The sequence below is a fragment of the Acidobacteriaceae bacterium genome, from assembly GCA_028283655.1.
Classification (GTDB): domain Bacteria; phylum Acidobacteriota; class Terriglobia; order Terriglobales; family Acidobacteriaceae; genus Granulicella.
The window spans coordinates 577,114-596,524 of sequence record JAPWKE010000003.1 but is presented as its reverse complement, the minus strand read 5'-3'; the positions used below and the strand labels follow the sequence as shown (position 1 = coordinate 596,524).

Genomic DNA, 19,411 nt, shown 5'->3' with positions numbered 1-19,411 from the left:
TTCAGTCGCCTCGCGATATGCGTGCTACACTTCTCCCGTGCGACCTATCGCATCCGCCGATCGCAGGACGAACCGCCGCCTTTTCTCTGGCGCGCTGCTTTGTCTGCTTGTGGTCGCTTTTGCGCTGATCGCCAAGACCTCCTGGTACAAGCCACATCCTCAGCGACAGCACCCGATCGCCAGCATGAAAGCTGCGCGTGCCGAGTTTGCGACGCTGGATTTTGCCTTACCTGCCATTGATCTCACCACGGCGTTTGCCACGGCCTTTGCAGCGTTCGTAGCTGCGGTGGCGGTGCTCGTCGTCAGCGAACCCCGCCCTGTGGTCGCTGTGGCGCGTGAAGGATATCGCAAGCGGCAACTCGCAAGGCCCCCTCCAGCTTCGTCACGCCTGTAAACCGCTCAGCCACCGCTGTGCGCTCTGTTCAGCGTTCGCTTTGGAACGCTGTTCTGCGCCTTCTGCGTTGCTGATCTCTGTGCGGTACTGCAGGCATTCCACTCGCATCTCTGCGCGATAAGCAGGCACCGTTTCGGTGTCTCAATCGCGAGTACGTTGTTCCCTACTTTGCCCAAGAGCGCCCAAAAACTCATGCCTACTTTCCGTCTGTCCATCGCTGACCGTCCTCTTGCTGCAGCCGCTGCTTTCACGGCTATCGCTATTGCCGCACTTACCCTTGCCGGTTGCCACTCGCAAGAAGGCGACCAGCCTTCGCAGGAAACCGCTCCCGTCGCTCCCGTCGTCACGGCAAAGCGGACCGCACTCGCCAACAAACTGACCGTCGCCGGACAGTTTCTTCCGTGGGAAGAGGTCGAACTGCATGCCAAGGTCGCGGGCTACATCCGCTCCATCACGATCGACATCGGCGACCGCGTAAAGCAGGGCCAGGTGGTTGCCACACTGGATGTGCCCGAGTTGAACGCGCAGGTGGTTGGCGCAACCGCAGGCGTTGCGCAGTCGCGAGAAGGCATTGCTCATGCTCGCGGCGAACTCGCACGCGCGGAGGCGGACCACGTCGCGCTGCACTCTGCCGCGCAACGTCTCGCGGATGCCTCGAAGATGCAGCCCGGCATTATTGCCGAGCAGGAACTCGACAACGCCCGCGCCCGTGATCGCGCTTCAGAGTCGGCCGTTGAAGCGGCCAAGGCCAGCCTCGCAGCCTCGCAACAGGCGCTGAATGTTTCGCAGGCGCAACGTACGCAGGTCTCGTCGATGGCGGATTACTCGCGCATCACCGTGCCCTTCAGCGGCATCATCACCGCACGCTATGCAGACCCCGGCGCCCTGATCCAGGCAGGGACATCTAACGCAACCGCAGCGCCTGTCGTGAAGGTCGCCTCGGTTGATGTGCTACGACTTCGCCTGCCGGTGCCTGAGTCGCTCGCCAGCTTCGTCCACGATGGAGATATCGCCAACATCAACGTCGGCGCGCTGCATCGCAGCTTCCAGGGCACAGTCACACGCTCCACAGGAGCACTCGATCCCAGCACGCGCACCATGCAGGTCGAAGTGGATGTACCGAACAAAGACCACTCCATCACGCCTGGCATGTACGCGCAGGTAATGCTCGACATTCATCGTGCAGGCAATGCTCTCGCGGTACCGATTACCGCTGTCGACACCAGCAACCAACATGCCTTTGTCATGCTCATCGACAGCGGGAACCATATCGTCAAGCGCGATGTGCAGACGGGCATCTCCACCGCAAACCGCATCGAGATCGTCTCCGGTCTCAACGCAGGTGACCGCATCATCGCGACCAACCTTGGCGCTTACACCGAAGGCCAGACAGTGACTCCCAAGCCATCGGCAATCGCAGATGCGGAGGGCAAATAAATGTCAGGCTTCTCCATCAAGTACCCCTTCTTCATCATCATGATGTGCCTGGTCGTGGCCGTTGTCGGGTCCACCACGATCGCACGCATGCCCGTCGACCTCTTCCCGCAGATCGACATTCCTGTCGTCGTCGTGGCCACCTTTTACAACGGTATGCCGCCCGAGCAGGTTGAAGCCACGATCACCAACCCCTTCGAACGCTTCTTCACACTCGGCTCAGGCATTGACCATATCGAGTCGCGCTCGCTCACCGGCGTCTCGCTCATCAAGGTTTACTTCCAGCCCGGCACCAGCGCCGACGCAGCCGTTGGCACGATCTCCAACCTGGCCATGGCGCAGTTGAGAAGATTGCCACCCGGCACACTTCCTCCCGTGGTGTTGAAGTTCGACGCCAGTTCGCTGCCCGTTTGCCTCATCACGCTCAAGGGCGCGGGGCTGAATGAGACCCAGCTTCACGATCTTGGCCAATATACCGTTCGCAACCAGATCGCCAATGTTCCCGGTGCCTCTGTGCCTCAGCCCTTCGGTGGCAAGTATCGCCAGATTCAGGTCTACGTCGACCCCATCAAGCTTGAAGCGCATCAGCTCTCGCCGATGGATGTCGTACGTTCACTGAACTCTGCAAACGCTATCCTTCCTGCTGGTGACGTCCGCATCGGACCCAAGGATTACAACATCTACACCAACTCGCAGCTGCCGACGACGCAGGAGATCGATCGTCTTCCGCTGCGCACTGTCGGCAACGGACAGTTGCTCATCTCCGACATTGGCTATGCCAAGGACGCCAGCGCAATCCAGACAAACATTGTCCGCATTGATGGGCAGAAGTCGGTGTACCTGCCGATCCTGAAACAAGGTGGCGGCTCCAACACCATCTCCGTCGTCAACGGTATTCGAGAAGCACTCAAACACCTGCTCGACATTCCCTCCACGCTGAAAGCGAAGGTGGTCTTCGACCAGTCTGTCTTCGTCAAAACCGCGATCAAGAATTTGGGTTCTGAAGGTCTTATCGGCCTGGTGCTGATCGCGTCGATGATTCTCATCTTCCTTGGTAACGGCAAGGCGACGATCGCAGTGATGCTCTCCATTCCGCTGTCAGCACTCGCTGCGTTCATCGTGCTCAACATGCTCGGCATGACGATCAACTCGATGGTGCTTGGCGGACTGGCACTTGCGTTCTCACGACTCATCGACGACTCCGTGGTCGTGCTCGAAAACATCTTCCGTCACATGGAGATGGGGAAACCAGCACGCGAGGCCGCAGAGATCGGCGGTCGCGAAGTTACGCTGCCTGTGCTCGCCGCTACGTTCACAACAGCTATCGTCTTCTTTCCTGTCATCTTCCTCTACGGCGTCAGCCGCTTCCTCTTCGTCGCTCTGGCGCTGGCCGTTGTGCTCTCCATCCTTGCCAGCTATACCTCGGCCATGACAGTCGTTCCGCTCTTCTGCGCGAAGTTCATCAAGAACGTGCATCATGAGATTGGACACCACGACGGCATCAGCCTCTTCCAACGATTCGTACGTCGCTTCAACCAGGCGTACGACCGTTGCCTCATGCACTACGACCGCGCCATCCGACGCGCGCTCAAACATCCGAAGCGTGTACTCGCGATCTCAGGCATCGTCATTGCGTGTGTGCTGTCGCTTTTCCCATTCCTCGGTATGTCGTTCTTCCCGCGTACGGATCCCGGACAGTTTGTCATCAACGTGAAAGCTCCGGCTGGCACGCGCATCGAACTGACGGATAAGTACATCGCACGCGTTGAAAGCGACATCCGCTCCGTGGTCCCGGCCAAGGACCTCAACATGATCGTCTCCAACATCGGCATCACGCCGGACTTCTCAGCGATCTACACACCGAACTCCACGATGAGCACGGCGTTCGTGCAGGTCTCGCTCAAGGAAGAGCATTCCAAGTCGAGCTTCTATTACATCGACAAGGTACGCGCCAAGCTTCGCGACGATCTGCCTGAACTCAGCACCTACTTCCAGACCGGCGGCCTCGTCGATTCGGTTGTGAATATGGGTATGCCTGCACCGATCGACATTCAGGTCGGCGGCAAGGACCTGCAGCAGGCTTACGCTACGGCAGCAACGCTTGCGGCGAAGTTGCGTAACGTCAAGGGCGTCTCCGACGTTCTGATCCCGCAGGACGTCAACTACCCGGGCCTTCGTCTCGATGTGAACCGCGAGATCGCCGCACGTCTCGGGCTCGACTCGAAGGAAGTTATCGACAACGTCATCACCGCGCTCAGTTCCAACGGCATGATCGCGCCAACGTACTGGGTCGATCCCAAGAGTGGCAACAACTATCTGCTCACCGTGCAGTATCCCGAAAGTGCGGTGAAGTCTCTCACCGACTTCCAGCAGATTCCTCTCACGGCACGGAACCTCGGTGCGGCAACCTCCAACCCATTCATGGCAACCCCGGCACGCGGGTCAAAGTCTGACACCAACCTTGGAGCAGCAACGACGATCACAGAGGTCACGACACCGACAGAAGTGGACCACTACCAGATCCGCCGCGTTATCGACCTCTACGTTTCACCCTCCACCGAAGACCTTGCCGGCACGGCGAAACGCGTGCAGAAGGTTGTTGACGCAACCCCCATCCCACATGGCCTCATCGTCACCACACGCGGCGCGGTCGATGGGATGCACAAGTCCTTCACAAGCTTCGGCGTTGGACTCATCCTCGCGGTCATCCTCGTGTATCTCGTGCTGATGGCGCAGTTCTCCTCGTTCCTTGACCCGCTCATCATCCTGCTGGCGATCCCTCCTGGGCTCGCGGGTGTGGTGCTGTTCCTGCTCCTCACGCACACGACGCTCAACGTCATGAGCCTGATGGGCGTTGTGATGATGACCGGCATCGTCGTCTCCAACTCCATCCTCATCGTAGAGTTCACACGAGCGCTACGCCTGGAGGGCATGCCTATCGAAGAGGCAGCTGCCACTGCGTGCCGCGTTCGTCTGCGTCCCATCATGATGACCTCCCTCGCCACCATCCTCGGCATGATCCCCATGGCGCTTGCTCTCGAAGCAGGCTCTGAGCAGTATGCTCCGCTGGCACGCGCCATCATTGGCGGACTCTCCTTCTCGGTGCTGGCGACCATCTTCATCGTGCCCGCGGCGTACCTTCTCATCCATCGCAACCGGCCGCTGCAACCGCACGGCGAAACACTCGCGGAGGCGGTCTAATGTCTATCTTCTCGACGCGGCTGCTTCTCCCCTTCGCTTTGGTCACTTTCGCTTCGGCGCAGGTGACCACCACTCCTGTCACCACCGATAACGGTGCGCCTGCAGCACAGCCTCAGCAACAACCTGCATCGCAGCAGCCAACGCCACCGGGCGTTGAGCCGCGCATTCACGAACTGCCGGACAGCTTCGACCAATCGAATACACCAGTCGTCCCGGCCGACGCCCCCACTCTCACGCTTGCGCAGGCCGAACAGCTTGCGTTGGCGCACAACCCGCGTATCAACATCGCTCGCCTTACCGCTCTCGCGCAAGGTGAAGTTACGCGGGAGAACCGCGCCGCCTACATGCCGACGCTCAGTGCGGCTGCCACCGCCGTGCAGGCCGATAACGGAGGCCGACTCACCGCCGGCGCGCTCAACAACCCTGTGCTCTACACACGCGCCGCCTTCGGCGCTACGCTCAACCAACTGCTCACAGATTTCGGACGGACACGCAACCTCGTCGCATCGGCAAGTCTGCGAGCCAAGGCGGCAGATAGCACACTCGCCGCCACACACGACGACATTCTCTTTGCGGTTGAAACTACCTTCTACCGTGCACTCGGGGCCCAGGCGCTTATCGGAGTCGCACAGCAGAACGTTCGCACACGTCGTGCAACAGCAAATCAGATCGGCGCACTTACCAAGGCTCGTCTTCGCTCCACACTCGACCTGAGCTTTGCCAACGCAGACCTCGCACAGGCCCAGCTTCAACTGCTCGATGCACGCAATAACTCGGTCGAAGCCCAGGCAGCACTTTCAGCGCTGCTCGGCGATGAAAACTCCACCGTCTACCGTCTCGTCGACGAGACACCCAACCATCCAGCCTTTCCTCCAGCGGAAGCCGCACCGCTCGTCACACTTGCGTTCAAGTCACGCCCGGATCTCCGAAGTCTGAACCAGACAGCACAGGCCGAGCATAACTTTGCAAAGGCTGAACACAACCTTTCCCTTCCTTCGATCAGCGCACTCGGTGCCGTCGGTACAGCACCCACACATGACGGGCAGATCACGCAAAATGTCTACGGCGCCGTCGGGGTTAACCTCTCCGTGCCGGTCTTCAACGGCTTCCTATATAGCGCACGCTACAACGAAGCCAAGCTCCAAGCGAAGGCCGCGGATGAGCACGTTCGGCAGGCACACGACACCATCGCTCGCGACGTGACAACGACTGTTCTACAGGCGCAGTCAAACTTCAACCGTATAGCCGTTGCGGAGCAACTTGCTCAGCAGTCGTCCACGGCGTTGAAGCTGGCGAAGACACGCTACGATCTGGGGCTAAGCTCCATAGTGGAACTCTCGCAGGCCCAGTTGCTCGATACGCAAGCGCAGATACAGCTCACCAGCGCTCGCTACTCGTACCAGGGATCGCTGGCCGCTATCCGCTACCAGACCGGACAGTAGCTGCAAGGACTAACGGCCGAGGGATATGCGTTCAACGCGTGCCTCGGCCGCTTCTTTTCTGCTTCACGCTTGTATCGAGAGACCTACCGGATGTGTACGGCCAGCACTTTCAAGTTGCTCACACCTTCTCGAATGAAGTCGCTCTGCAGCAACACATCAAAGTCCCCCAATGTGCCGTCGGAGTGCTTTGCCCGCAGCAAGATTGGATCGCGCAACTGCTTGTTGGAGAGGAAGTCTGTCGCTGCAAACATCGCGGCCATCGTTGTTCCTTCCGCCAGTAGGACGCGCCCGCTTCCCTGCGGATTGTGAGTCAAAGAAATCAACGTCAACGCGCCTTTCGCGCCCCGTCGCACGCTCCACTCGTAAGAGGACTCCTCGCCTGGCAGCGGCATGCGGTTTATCACAGTGAACGTATCTTCCGCGCCATCCCAGTTCATCTGCAGACTTAGCTGCGACTTGTATAACTCCGTCCATGGGTTGTAGCTTCGCGTGCCCATCAACACCAGGTTCGCGTCCTTGATGTCGCTTGCCGCGAGGTCGCGTGCGAACCGTACATTTACATGGTTCCGAGCAGCCTCCGGCAAACGGACCAGGTTCGACACCAACTGTAAATCTGACATCGGCGTGTAAAACCGAGTTCCAAGCTTGTCCACGAGTGTCGCGTCGGGCTTCAGACTGTCCGCATAAAACTGCTGAGAGTACTCAGGGAGTGCGACCGTTCGACCACCCAGCGTCTCGTACATATTCAAGCCTGCATCGCCGGCGACCAGATACGTTGGCCGTTCCAGAGAGAACAACGTTCGCCACAATAAGTGGCCCGGGTCATGCGCCTCCACCCAACGCTCATGCGCATATGGCCACACCGCTACAGCCGCGCACGCCAACGCTACAGCCCACCCGAACCATGCCAGACGACGCCGAGTTGCAGGTACGACGGCGACCTCTTCCAGAACAGGCGGAGGAGGAGGCTCTACGGCCTGCAGGATTTCGGAGGGAACCGCCTCTTGCTCAATCGGCAGCTCGACAAAATGCGCCACGTACGCGCCCTTTGGAATCTCGATCCGCAGCGAGTCCCCTGCGCCCTCGGTGAGGTAGTACGTTGCCAACCGTTGCCGTAGCGCTCTCGCCGTTCCGCGCACGATGTTGTCATCGTTTGAGTTATAGCCAGGCCGCCGCTGGAAGATATAAATTCCAATCTGCTGCTCGGTCAAGCTCTCGACATCACCTTCGGCTGACTTCTCCACGATGTATTGCAGGAACGAACAAAGCCTTGGTGCACGCGCAAAGCTTCTGCTTGCGAGCACACGCTTCATCGCTTCAAGTCCGTTCTCTACAGTCTCGGCCGTTGAAACTTCGATCTCCCCTAGCTCGCTGGACATCTTTCCGTTCCTTCTTGCGATATATAACTCGTCCGCTTACCGCACCTGCGGAATTTTCTTTCCGACGCCGCTCTTCACCCGTGAGAAAGCGCGAAAAGTAAGGACTAATCCTTCATTTCCCAAAGACAATTCCGGCGTAAAAAAATCTCTTGCGTGCTCTCAAGGCTAAGACAGCTCACCCCCTTCCACCATGAACTCATGGTGAATATGCCAGCACACCCTGCCAAGAGTTACAGCTTCATGACAAAACAAAGAATGATGGCTCAACATCATCGCAGTTCGAGATTCTTTCAACGCAACTCTATGACGAGAGGATGAACGCTTCGCTCCATGACACGCATGCGCACCGTCAATTCAGTTCTGCCGCTTCGTCCGAAAAGTGCGGCCACAAGCTCCCCGTGTTGCCACTGTGATTCTCGTACCTCCGCTGCAGATCCAGAGCTACGCTCCTCGTGACCCACTGTGACTTTCTTCCTGTGCGTCCTGTTTCCAGGAGATCTCTGATGCCCAGCTTCTCGCTCTTCGGTCGCCTTCTCGTCCCGGCCACCGCTCTGACACTCTCTCTGCTTGCTGGCTGCAGCACCGGCCTTAGCCCCACCGTCTCGGGCGGCAACTCCTTTGTTCAAGGGGGAGCCATGAGCGGCAACGTACATGGCGGCAATCAGCCCATCATCGGCGCAACGGTCACCCTCTACGCCGCTGGCACCTCAGGCTACGGCTCCACAGCCACGGCCTATGCCGTTACCACCTCCGCTGCACCTTCGGGTAACTTTGCGTTTACCCAGCTCACGCCAGGCTCTTCGCCAACTTCCGGTCCAGTTACACCGCTGACCTCCAGCTACACCTGCCCGACCGGCAACACAGCCGACTCCGATCCGCAGATGTACCTCGTCGCACGTGGTGGCGAAACCCAGGGCGTGGGCAATGGCACAAACTCTGCTGCTGCGTTCGTGATTGCGCTTGGCAAGTGCAGCACCGTCGCTTCGCTTCTGGTGAACATGAATGAAGTCACCTCCGTCGCTACCATGGCCGGGCTGCAACAGTACTTCAACCCCGCTACAGAATCCTTCGGCTATCCCAATACGGCGCAGGCAGCGACTGGCTTTGCAAACGGCGTTGCCGCGATCAGCAACCTTGCCAACATCGCTACAGGCGCCGCCGTCACCAGCAACACCAGCACGGCCACTCCTGACGGCTCTTCCAGCAACATTACCGTCACCATCACGCCTGAAACGACAAAGGTCAATCTGCTGGCAAACATTCTCGCTGCCTGTGTGAACAACACCAGCAACGCCGCCAGCGCCTGCACCACGCTCTTCGCAAGCGCGGTGCCACCTGTAGCCTCGTTTACCAGCCAGCCGATGCAGGATTTCTCCACCATTACCGCAGAGAACGAAGATACGGTTCAGGCACTCTACTTCATGCTGACGAACCCCTCAAGCGGCCAGAGCGCCACAAACATGAACGCGCTCTTCGACCTGCCCACGGGAGTTGCTCCATTCCAGCCCACGTACAGTACGGCTCCCACTGATTGGACTGTCGGCGTCTTCTACAGCAGCACCAACACCTGCACGCTCAAGTCCGGTGCCGGTACCACCAGCACGGCGAAGTTCCTCAACGGGGTCAACAACCCGACCATTGATGCCAATGGAAACGTGTGGGGAGCTAACATCGCCACCGCTGGCAACCTCTTCGAAATCTCCTCCACGGGAACGCCACTCACCTGCGGCCTCGGTGGAGCCGCGCCCATCGCCACTGGCCTCACCATCGACCCCGCAGGCTACGTCTGGGTCGCCTCCGGGTCCAAGGTCGACTCCAACTACAACCTCTTGAAGTGGAGCCCGACGGCAAGCACACTTGACTCCACCTGGATAACCTCTTCCACGGCGGCACCACAGGCCATTGTGGCGGACGGACACGGAAACATTTTCTACTCTGCCTCCACCTCGCCCACAACCTTCAGTACCACCGCTGGCTCAGTGAATGAGTTAGCCGGTGCAGGCGTCGCAGGCTCTACCCCCACCAATATCTCTACGCAACAGATCGCAACCGTCTTCTCCCTGCCCACTTTCATGGCCGTCGACAGCTCCGACAACCTCTGGGTTGCAATCGTCCACGTCGGGACCCCGTCAGCCGAAGGGTTCTTTCAGATCTACCCAAGCAACGACACCACCGCCGCAACCTACGCCTCCGGAACAAGCGACGGCACGCACGCCGGCTTCGAAACGTCCAACATCGCGACCCTCTCGGCAAACCTCACCGGCTCCACACCCACGATCTACAACCCCTACGGTGTGGCCGTTGGCCCGAACGGCATCATCTACTCGGCCAATGGCGCGGGGTCCGGGAGCGCAGGTAACAGCTACCGCTGGAGCACAGTCACCCCCACCGCCGCGACGCCTGGACAGGCAACCGCGTCAGTGAGCGCCGTCGGGTTCGGCGGCATCCTCTCGACACGCGGCGTAGCCGTCGACGGAGCGGGCAATCAGTGGGAAGGCAATACCACCGCAGCCACCGGCAACTGGGTCAGCGGTGCCACCACAAGCGGGCTCTTCTCGGTGAGCGAGGTCAGCGCCGCAGGGGATGCACTCTCACCCACTTCAGCCTCTGGCACTGGCGGCTACGGGGTCTCGACAGGCGGCTTCCAGAAGCCAGCTACGTTGCTGCCCCTGGGAGTTCGCGGCCTCGCGGTGGACCCGACTGGCAATGTCTGGATCGGGCAAAACAGCAGCACCGGCACCGGCATTCTGGAACTCGTTGGTGCAGGCGTTCCGCTGGTCACACCACTCTCCGTTGGCGCCGCGAACGGCACTCTCGGGATGAAGCCCTAACCTCATAGCAAACCCCGTACAAAGAGAGGCCCATGCATGCAGCATGGGCCTCTTTTTTCGCAGAAGCTTCATAGCGTGAATACATCGGCCACAGCCGGGCATACGGCGTAATCTCTGCGCCGAAAATACGCAACCACTGGAGAATAACGATGAATTAGGCGAATGATTTTCTTCGTGGAACATCAAGCGAACGCTTGATGTTGTTGGTGGAGCTGAGCGGGATCGAACCGCTGACCTCCTCGTTGCGAAAATGCTGACCGGGCAATCTTCAATCAGTTACGGGCATTTTTCGATACACAACGAACCTAGCTGAACGCGAGAGAACACATAACCGTCCCAAATCTGACCCAAGTTTGACCCACGTTGGTTTGTAGCCAACTGCGGCGCGAGTGTCGCCAATGTGCGGTCAATTACTGGGTCGGCGAAGTGCATTTTGACCTCAATTGGAGATTCTCAACATAGCCGGGTCCCCTTCATAACGTCCCTAACCAACCCTCCCGCAAGGCGGGGCCGGGGGGCTCCTGGCACTCTTAAGTCACCTCGTCTGGCTGGCGACGCACTGACGCTGGTCAAACGTGGACGCTGCGTTTCGGTGCGCTTCACGGTGCGCCAGATGCAGATCGTCCATAGTCAACACAATGATCCGGAGAAGCTCTCAACACTCGCTGAGCGGTTGCTCAAACGTGGCGTCGAAGGCAATGGCCTGCCGCCTGTGAAGGCAGCAGGTTATGCTGGATCAACATTGACACGCCTCGCCCGCTAGCGGCAGACCTTTTCCAAATCCGGGAACGTCGGTGCAGGCGGCAACGCGGATCCTCGCTTGTAGGCTTCTCCCACGAGAGAGGATGAATTGCCGGGCATCTGCGGGTTCGTGTCTGCTTCGTAAAACGGATCCGACTCAGCTTGGTCCAAGGGAACGAAACTGAAACCCATCTCTCGAAACTGAGCAAGAGTTCGAGGAAGAAGCTTCGCGTCGAGCGGCCCCACATGCAGCAGAAGAACATAGGGGATGTCCTTCCCGTAGAGAGTGGAAGAGAGCTTCCGAGAGTAGAGCGCCGCATCACGCGCGGCCTTCAGATACTCGTCTTCCAACTTCGCAACCTGCGCGGTGTCATTCTTCGCAAGACAGCGAACATAGGGTGCATCCCAGTTGTAATCGGGAAAGCTAAGCGTCACAGCAGCGATCTTGTAGCCTTTCTCTGAAAGGTAAGACCGAATCTCTTTCTGCTGCTCCGGCGTTTTGCCTTCCGCAAGGAATGGGTAGCGGAACCAATGCCAGTCTTTGTTCTCCATCCAGTGATTGAGCAGAGGTTCGTTCTTGTCGATGTCGGCTTTGTACTCCGCGGTGGTGTGGTCGCCTGGATTCATATGCGACCACGTGTGATTCCCGAGCAGGTTTCCTGCTTCCGTCCAAGCACGAAAGACAGCTTCGCTTTGCGGCTCCCATGCAGTGATACTTCCGTTCACAAAGCCGTAGACGGGAGGTACATGCTCGTCGCGCAAAGCCTTGATGATCTCGTTCGTGAGCTCCAGCCGCGTGAGTCCCTTCGGCAGCTCGCCATGAGCAGGAAGATCATCCCACGTGATCGCAAGAGGTGCCTTTCCTGCAGGGACTTCCACTTTCGATACGGTCTGGGTCTGCTTCGGTGCCTTGATCGGAGCATGACCATCCGGCCACACATCCGGGTGAGAATCAATATCCTGAATCAGCTTGCCGCTGATGAGCAGATCATCCGACGCAGACGGATGGTAGTGACATGCCGACATCGACAGATCACCGATCTGAACGAAGTCCACACGCTTGTCTCCCGCGGCATGCAACGTGCTGAGTACCTTTTGCACCTCCGAAGCAATCTCTCCATTGGAGTAGCTCGTAGACCACAGGACGATCAACGCCTTGGGATTGCGCTTGCGCACCTGCTCGACGAACTGAACATAGGTCTTCTCGTAGGCTGCGTGAAGCTCGTCCCTGCTCTTCCACGGCTCATTCGGGTGAAGCGGATTGGAGAAATCGTTGGTACCAAGCGCAATCACGATGACCTGCGGGTTCCAGCTCGGATCGTCGTACTTCTCCTTCTTGTCCAGCAGCAGGAACGGATAAGCGACAGGCACCGGATCACCAGCTCCGCCATCGTAGTTCCTCACCACGCCGTGACCGGAGATGGCGTTGATCTGATAGTTCGCTCCGTAATGCAGCGCTGTATCCGCGCCGATCGAGTGCGTTGTGTCGGTGCGAGCAAACAACTCGTCTGCAGTGCATTCTCTTGAGGGGGACATATTGCCATAGCCAACCGTGTGCGAGTCCCCGATGAACTCCATCTGCCGCTTGCTCACCGGGAAGTCGATTCCCTTGCCACCTGCGGGAACGGCGAAGCCACCAAGCTGCTCCGGTGCCCATGAACTTTCGTTCACAGAGTCGATGCGCACGACATGCGCTCCCCCGGTCGGGGTCGAGATGCGATAGGTCGACGACTGCCCGTCGGTTGTAAGTGCCGTGTTGTGTCCATCCACAAAGATGTGCAGGTCCTGCTTGCCTTGCACCTTGAAGTAGACAGCCGACCCTTCGTAGGCGAAAAGGAAGTACGTTCCCGGCCACTGATAGGTGTACATACCATCGCTTGCCAGCTTCGTGCGGCCCACGCTGTGCACGGAGATTGGCGTCAGTCCGGTTGGTATCTCAGCCCTCTCCACTAGCGGTGCTGCAGATGCGCTGGGAGCAGTCTGCGCGGAGAGCGAGATATGCGTCGCCATCACGCCGCAGAGCATAGTCACAAGTAGCCCCAGCCTCATGGAGTGGCGAGGGCTGACGAAACGAAGTAGTGAATCCATAATGGTGCCTTTCATCTCGAATGCTGATCCTTCTTGCTTCACTTACGGCTCAGAGGTGAAGGTGGAGGCGGGAAGCCCGGCCTCGTTGTAGAGATTGCTCTCAACCACACTGCTCCAGCCGAAACGGACGAAGCGAGGGTCCTGAACAGCGGCAGCTTTCACCAGAACCGTATCGCCTTCGATCGCCGCTTCTGCGGGAACGAACTTGTGATCTGCGCCTGCCACTTCAAACGAACTCAGAGGCGCGCCACGCGAGGAAAGGCTGTGGGCATCATCGAACCAGACACGCATGCTCTTCGAGCCGTCGGCGTTCATCTCCGCCGTCGCCTGTCGAAAGAGCGGACCGCTCGATACGAGGTTCTCGCCATACACGAGATGCCTCGCGGCTAAAGCAAGACGTGCTCCGACCGTCTGCTTGTCCGCAGGATGGACGTTCGTAGCTTCGCCGACGTCAATGGTGACAGACATCGCGGTATTCGCGTTATCAAGAGCCCGTCGTTGTTGATCGCGCAGCATCGCCCAATCTTCGCTGGGCGATGAGAAGCTGGATATCTGCACGTAGAGAAACGGAAGATTGCCTTGATCGAAGCGATTGCGCCAGTCGCGAATCAACGCACTGAGCGTGCTCTGATAATGCGGTGCGCGATCCGGCGCAGAGTTCGTCTCGCCCTGATACCAGAGGAATCCGCGAATCGCATACGGAGTCAACGGAGCGATCATCGCGTTGTAGAGAGCGGACGGTTGCCAGGACTGCGCGAAGGGATGCCACGGATGCGACGGCTTAGGCTTGCCCTCACGCACCGCGGTCGCGTCCTCTTCACGCTCAATCGCGATCACATCACTCAGATTCGCTTGTTCGTCCGCGAAACGTGACCACGTTGCCAGCGCGGGCTGCAGGGATGCGTCCGCGCCATACGCGTGCAGTGACAACCAGGAGTCCGCAGGCGTTCCACCATAGGCGCTGTCGATCAATCCCACGGGAACGTTCTGCAGGCCGGAGATTTCCCTGCCAAAGAAGTAAGCGACAGCAGAGAAATCTTTGGCATTCTCAGGAATGCACTCTTTCCAGACACTCGGCTGATCGGCCTTCGGAGTATCGCTGCCTCCCTGCTCCACGCGCAGCAAACGAATGCGCGGATGCGTCGAAGCTGCAATCTCTGCAGCTTGATCTTTCATGGGAGCGCCCGTGAAGCCTTGCAATGGGAACTGCATGTTGCTTTGTCCTGAAGCCAGCCAGACGTCACCAATGAGAAGGTCTTGTAGCTTCACCTCTTCACCGTCTCCGGTGATCAAGAGCGTATAGGGACCGCCAGCACTCTCAGGTTTGAGATAGACGCTCCACTCGCCGAGCGGGTTCGCTAGGGTCTCACTACTCTGTCCATGCAATGCCACTTTTAAACGCACGTTGGGCGAGGCCCATCCCCAAACGTGGATGGGGCGATCGCGCTGCAACACCGCATGATCCGACAGCAGATGCGGCAAGCGCACGCTCGCATGACCCGCCGCACAGCAGAGGCTGGTGAGCAACATCGCCATTCCTATTAGCCGATTCTTCTTTTCCATCATCCAAATCTCGAAGCAGTTAGAGCAGTTGAGTCAGTTCGATCAGATCTCTCTGTCGTGAGCCCCATCACAGTGATCCGGAGCTATTCCTTGAGGCCGAGTGCATTCAGCACACCCTTATCGACTTCGGTCTTACCGTCTTTCTTCGTCACAAGGCCGAAATCCGTCTGGTAATCCCACATCGCCCAGCCGATGCCGTGACGCTCCAGCGAGGTGCGTGTGTCACGAATCCACCGCTGACGATCTTTTGCCTCTGCGTAAGGACGGAAGACACCGAACTCCCCGCAGTACACAGGCACGCCATGATCCTTCGACCACGTTTCGGCAAACGCGAGCAAGGCGTCGATGCGCTTCGCGTCCCAGTGATCGAGCGCATACTTTGTCACGTAGAGCCTGCCTTGAAGCGAGGGCTCTTGATTCAAATTGGGGCTGACGTCTTTCAACGTTGCAGGGTACGGAACCGCTCGCAAAGGAGGTAGCTCGGACATCGCCCAGGTCGAACCCTGATGCGTAAACGCGAAGGGCTCGTAGTCATGAAAGGTGTAGATGACATTGGAATCCTTGAGTGGTTCAGAGCTAAGAAGGTCTTCAAGACCTGACCAGTGTGGTCCCGTCGCGATGATCGTGTGCACCTTATCTACGCTCCGGATAGTGTCGACAAGACCGGCCTGGATAGTTCCCCACCGGACTCCGTCCGTCTGCTGCGATTCATTCATCAGCTCGAAGTACACCTCGCTCGCGCCCTTTGAGGCATAGTGCTGCGCAAGCGTATGCCACAGATCATCGAGCGCCTTGATAGAGGCATCGCCTTGCAGAAGATCGTGTTTGTAAGGGTCCTCCGGATGTACATCGATGATGACCGCGAGCTTATCCGCGATCGCAGCATCGACTACACGATCCAACTCCGCGACAAAGGCCTTTCCTGCAGGGTCATCATGCTGCCACGCCGTCAGTGGCACTGCATCGATGCTGAGACGAATGTGGTCGAAACCCAGCTTCGCGATGAGTTGCAGGTCCTTCTCCGTAGTGAAGGTGCGGAGTCGGTCTACGCTGTAGTTGTTCGGCGACTGTGCGAACCAGATACTGGTGTTGATGCCGTGCTTCAGATGCGCGGCACGCTCGAACGCCAACGCATTCTGCGGCGTCTGCGCTGCTGCCGCAAGACTTCCGGCAAGACCAACACACGCCAGTCCGAACTTGAGATATCTCTTCATCGATTCACTCCGATCAAACAACAGCGTTGGTCGAGACGACCTGTTTGTAGAACTTGGAACTCAACTTTGGTGTGCGCTTCTGCGTTGCAAAGTCGACGTAGGTGACACCGAATCGCTTGTCATAGCCATCGGCCCATTCAAAGTTGTCGAGCAGACTCCAAAGGAAGTACCCGCGCACAGGAACGCCTTCAGCGATTGCCTGCTGGAGGCGAAGCAGATAAGCGCGGAGATACATGGCGCGGTCGGTGTCGTAGACTTCGCCGTTGGGCGCAACCACATCGGCAGAGGATGCACCGTTCTCCGTGATGAACATCTCTCGCGGCTTCCAGAGATCATGCACAAGCTTTGGCCCCCAATAGATCGCCTCAGGGCCGAACGTGAGCCACGGGCTCTCCATGTGCGGATAAGAGCCAGGGTTCGGTACCTTGTCATACCCCGCGCGATTGTCAGCGGCCCGCACCCAGGTGGGCTGATAGATATTCAGGCCCACATAGTCCATCGGTGAATGGATGATGCGAAGCTCATCGTCAGTGAAATGCGGAGCGTTCGGCCCCAGGTTCGACAGGTAGAGATCGCTGTACCGCCCGTCGAGAATCACCGAGAGGTAGCTCGCATTCTGCTCGCGCATGGCTCGTCGTGCAGCAGCGATCTCTTCCGGCGACGAAAGGATCGGGCAGGTAGCTTCGATGTTGTCGGCAATGCCTACCTTTGTTCCGGGCTTGGCATGGGCACGGGCAGCCTGCACGGCAAGGCCATGCCCCAACACCGCATGGTGATTGAGTTGCGCGAGCCGCTTGCTCCCGACGGTGAGTCCCGGAGCGTGTGTGCCGATGCCATAACCGAGTTCGACGAACGTGCGGATCTCATTCATCGTCATGAAGTTCTTCACGCGATCCGAGAGACGCGGCAGTACATAGCTGGCGTAGTCCGCAAAGTGGAGAGCCGTGTCGCGATTTTCCCAACCGCCCGCGTCCTGTAGAGGCTGTGGGAGGTCCCAGTGATACAGCGTGCAGTATGGCTGAATGCCAGCCGCGAGCAAGGCATCAATCAACTTGTTGTAGAAGTCGAGCCCCTTGGGGTTGGGCTTGCCAGATCCCGTCGGAAAGATGCGCGACCACGACAACGAGAAGCGAAATGTCTTCAGCCCAAGCTCACGCATCAGCGCGATATCGCTTGCATAGCGATGGAAGAAGTCATCCGCAATGTCGCCTGTATCGCCGCCATGCACCTTACCCGGTGTGTGCGAAAACGTGTCCCAGATCGACGGTCCGCGCCCATCTTCGTTCACCGCTCCCTCCACCTGATAGGAGGCCGTTGCTGTTCCCCACAAGAAGCCCTTCGGAAACAAAGCGCCGTGGGCGGCGCGCGAATCTTCCGGAGTCAGCAGAGCCTTTGCCGGGTTCGCCGAAGCGAGCACAGAGGCGAAGGACGCGAGCTTATTGAATGTTCGTCTTGTAATCATTAGTTCTTCACCTGCCTTCCCGCGCCGATCTTGTTCTTCGCCGATGCCTCCTGCAGCGGCGTCACAATGAGCTGCACAACGTCGTTCGAGTTCATCGGGAAGTCCACGTGCAGCGTGCCTGCGGCGTCGGCAACGAGGCTCTTGCGGCTTTCAGGCTTGTCTGCCGTGAGCGCGTTGAGCTTCTGCACCTGAGCGGGAGAGAGGTCCTTCGGAGCTCCCATTTCCAGGTAGGCCGAGTACGCATCGTTCGCGTGGAAGCCCGTGCGATGAATCTCCACGCTGTACGTTTCCTTGGGCTGCATGTGCTCGAGGTTCACGCTCACCGGTGCGACGGCGTGCGAAGGATGCACCCTCGTGTAGTACGGATGATCACTCTCATGTTGATCAGGCAACTCAAAGCTCCAGATCACGGCATGAACATCGTCACCCTCTTTTGCAATCATTGCGGCGCTATCGGCCACAGGAACCGCGAGCCCCTGCAGGGCGTTCAGGTACTTGTATGCAAAGAACGCAGGCTTGCGAATCCCCTCACGATTGAGCAGACCGAAGCCTCCGTGGAACGAGGATGGCGGCGGCCCTGGCTCTTCGAAAAGGTCGGTGTAGGTCCAGTAGCTCATGCCCTGCACGTAGCCTTGCGCGCCCTTCAGCTTCGTAAGGATGTATGGAGCGCTGACGTATGCGTCGTGGACCGGATCGCGATCGGTGTAACTGGTGCTCCACTCCGTGAAGTAGATCGGCAGGCCCGGATAAGCGGACGCTTCGACCTGTTTGCGCGTGTTGCGGACATCCCCAAGGACGGCATCAGGCGATGTCGACAGCTTCGTGTCCGCAACACCGTTCTCGTCGAGGAAACCGCCATCCACGCCATAAGTATGGGTCGAGAGAAAATCTACCTTCGCGCCGCTCTTCTTGACATGAGCGAGAAACGCATCCGGCCACGCTCCGCCTGCCGTTGCGGGGCCGCCTACGCGTAGCGAAGGGTCCACGGCCTTGATCGCATTGCTCGTATCGTCGAAGAGTTGAAAGTAGGCCGCCTGGTCCGCACCCTCCCAGAATCCGGCAAGGTTGGGTTCATTCCACACCTCGAAGAACCACGAGCGCACTTCAGCCTTGCCGTAACGCGCTTCGAGATGCGTCACGAAGGCAGTGATGAGACTGTTCCACCCATCGCGCTGCGGATGCGAGGTATTGCCCTTCCAATAGAAGATCGTCTGGTCCGATGTCTTCAACGCTGAGGGCGTGAATCCCAACTCGACGAATGGCTTGATTCCCTTGCCGAGAAGCTGATCATAGAGAGCATCAATGCCCTTCCAGTCATACGTCACCCCGTGGTCTGTTTTGTGAACCGTACCGAGGACGTCATCGAAGATGTCGTGGAAGCGAAGGTAACGGAAGCCGAGCTCCTTCACCACGAGCTTCAGCTGTTCCTGGTCCTCGGCGCGGCGCAGCGTGCCCGGATAATCCGAGCCAACAGAGAGAGCGAAGAAGCGGTCGACGGGCTGCTTCGCTGCACGGACATCTGCGTTGATGATGCGAGCGGCTGGGACTGCAGGCTTCATCTCCTGCGACTGAGCGCTTTGTGTGAGCGGCAAGAGTAAGAGCGACGAAAGAACCGCTGTCGCTGGAAGTTTTCGAGTCATGCTTTCCTTTTCTCTCTCGCCT

Annotated in this window: 12 protein-coding genes; 6 read left to right on the top strand and 6 right to left on the bottom strand. The window is 58.6% G+C overall.

The features are described from left to right. The first annotated feature begins 37 nt into the window (after positions 1-37). The 4 genes from PW792_05280 to PW792_05265 all read left to right on the top strand — a co-directional run bounded on the left by PW792_05280 (position 38) and on the right by PW792_05265 (position 6,471). Entirely contained in the window at positions 38-394 is a 357-nt protein-coding gene (locus PW792_05280) for a hypothetical protein (GenBank protein ID MDE1161344.1), read from the top strand. A gap of 192 nt (positions 395-586) precedes the next feature. After that, positions 587-1,831 (top strand): efflux RND transporter periplasmic adaptor subunit, encoded by a 1,245-nt coding sequence (locus tag PW792_05275; GenBank protein MDE1161343.1) that lies wholly within the window; start codon positions 587-589, stop codon positions 1,829-1,831. Then, positions 1,832-5,029, top strand: coding sequence for an efflux RND transporter permease subunit (locus tag PW792_05270; GenBank protein MDE1161342.1), 3,198 nt, complete (start codon positions 1,832-1,834; stop codon positions 5,027-5,029). Then, entirely contained in the window at positions 5,029-6,471 is a 1,443-nt protein-coding gene (locus PW792_05265) for a TolC family protein (protein ID MDE1161341.1), read from the top strand. The genes PW792_05270 and PW792_05265 overlap by 1 nt, the downstream gene beginning before the upstream one ends. A gap of 83 nt (positions 6,472-6,554) precedes the next feature. On the opposite strand, the gene PW792_05260 is transcribed toward PW792_05265, so the two are convergent. Further along, positions 6,555-7,850, bottom strand: coding sequence for a hypothetical protein (locus PW792_05260; protein ID MDE1161340.1), 1,296 nt, complete (start codon positions 7,848-7,850; stop codon positions 6,555-6,557). Positions 7,851-8,353: 503 nt separating this feature from the next. Here PW792_05260 and PW792_05255 point away from each other — a divergent pair. Then, positions 8,354-10,681, top strand: a complete 2,328-nt coding sequence (locus PW792_05255; GenBank protein MDE1161339.1) for a hypothetical protein — start codon at positions 8,354-8,356, stop codon at positions 10,679-10,681. 592 nt (positions 10,682-11,273) lie between these two features. After that, positions 11,274-11,444, top strand: coding sequence for a hypothetical protein (locus PW792_05250; GenBank protein MDE1161338.1), 171 nt, complete (start codon positions 11,274-11,276; stop codon positions 11,442-11,444). Here PW792_05250 and PW792_05245 read toward each other — a convergent pair. The 5 genes from PW792_05245 to PW792_05225 form a co-directional block, all read right to left on the bottom strand. Continuing rightward, positions 11,441-13,525, bottom strand: coding sequence for a polysaccharide deacetylase family protein (locus PW792_05245; protein ID MDE1161337.1), 2,085 nt, complete (start codon positions 13,523-13,525; stop codon positions 11,441-11,443). The two genes, PW792_05250 and PW792_05245, sit on opposite strands and share 4 nt — an antisense overlap. Positions 13,526-13,552: 27 nt before the next feature. Continuing rightward, a complete protein-coding gene (locus PW792_05240) occupies positions 13,553-15,040 on the bottom strand; it encodes a sialate O-acetylesterase (GenBank protein ID MDE1161336.1) in 1,488 nt (495 codons plus the stop codon). Positions 15,041-15,156: 116 nt separating this feature from the next. Continuing rightward, positions 15,157-16,287, bottom strand: a complete 1,131-nt coding sequence (locus PW792_05235; protein ID MDE1161335.1) for a glycoside hydrolase family 5 protein — start codon at positions 16,285-16,287, stop codon at positions 15,157-15,159. A 13-nt stretch (positions 16,288-16,300) separates the two neighbouring features. After that, on the bottom strand, positions 16,301-17,749 hold the full coding sequence (locus PW792_05230) for a GH1 family beta-glucosidase (GenBank protein MDE1161334.1): 1,449 nt from the start codon (positions 17,747-17,749) through the stop codon (positions 16,301-16,303). After that, positions 17,749-19,389 (bottom strand): cellulase family glycosylhydrolase, encoded by a 1,641-nt coding sequence (locus PW792_05225; GenBank protein MDE1161333.1) that lies wholly within the window; start codon positions 19,387-19,389, stop codon positions 17,749-17,751. The genes PW792_05230 and PW792_05225 overlap by 1 nt, the downstream gene beginning before the upstream one ends. Positions 19,390-19,411 lie beyond the last annotated feature (22 nt).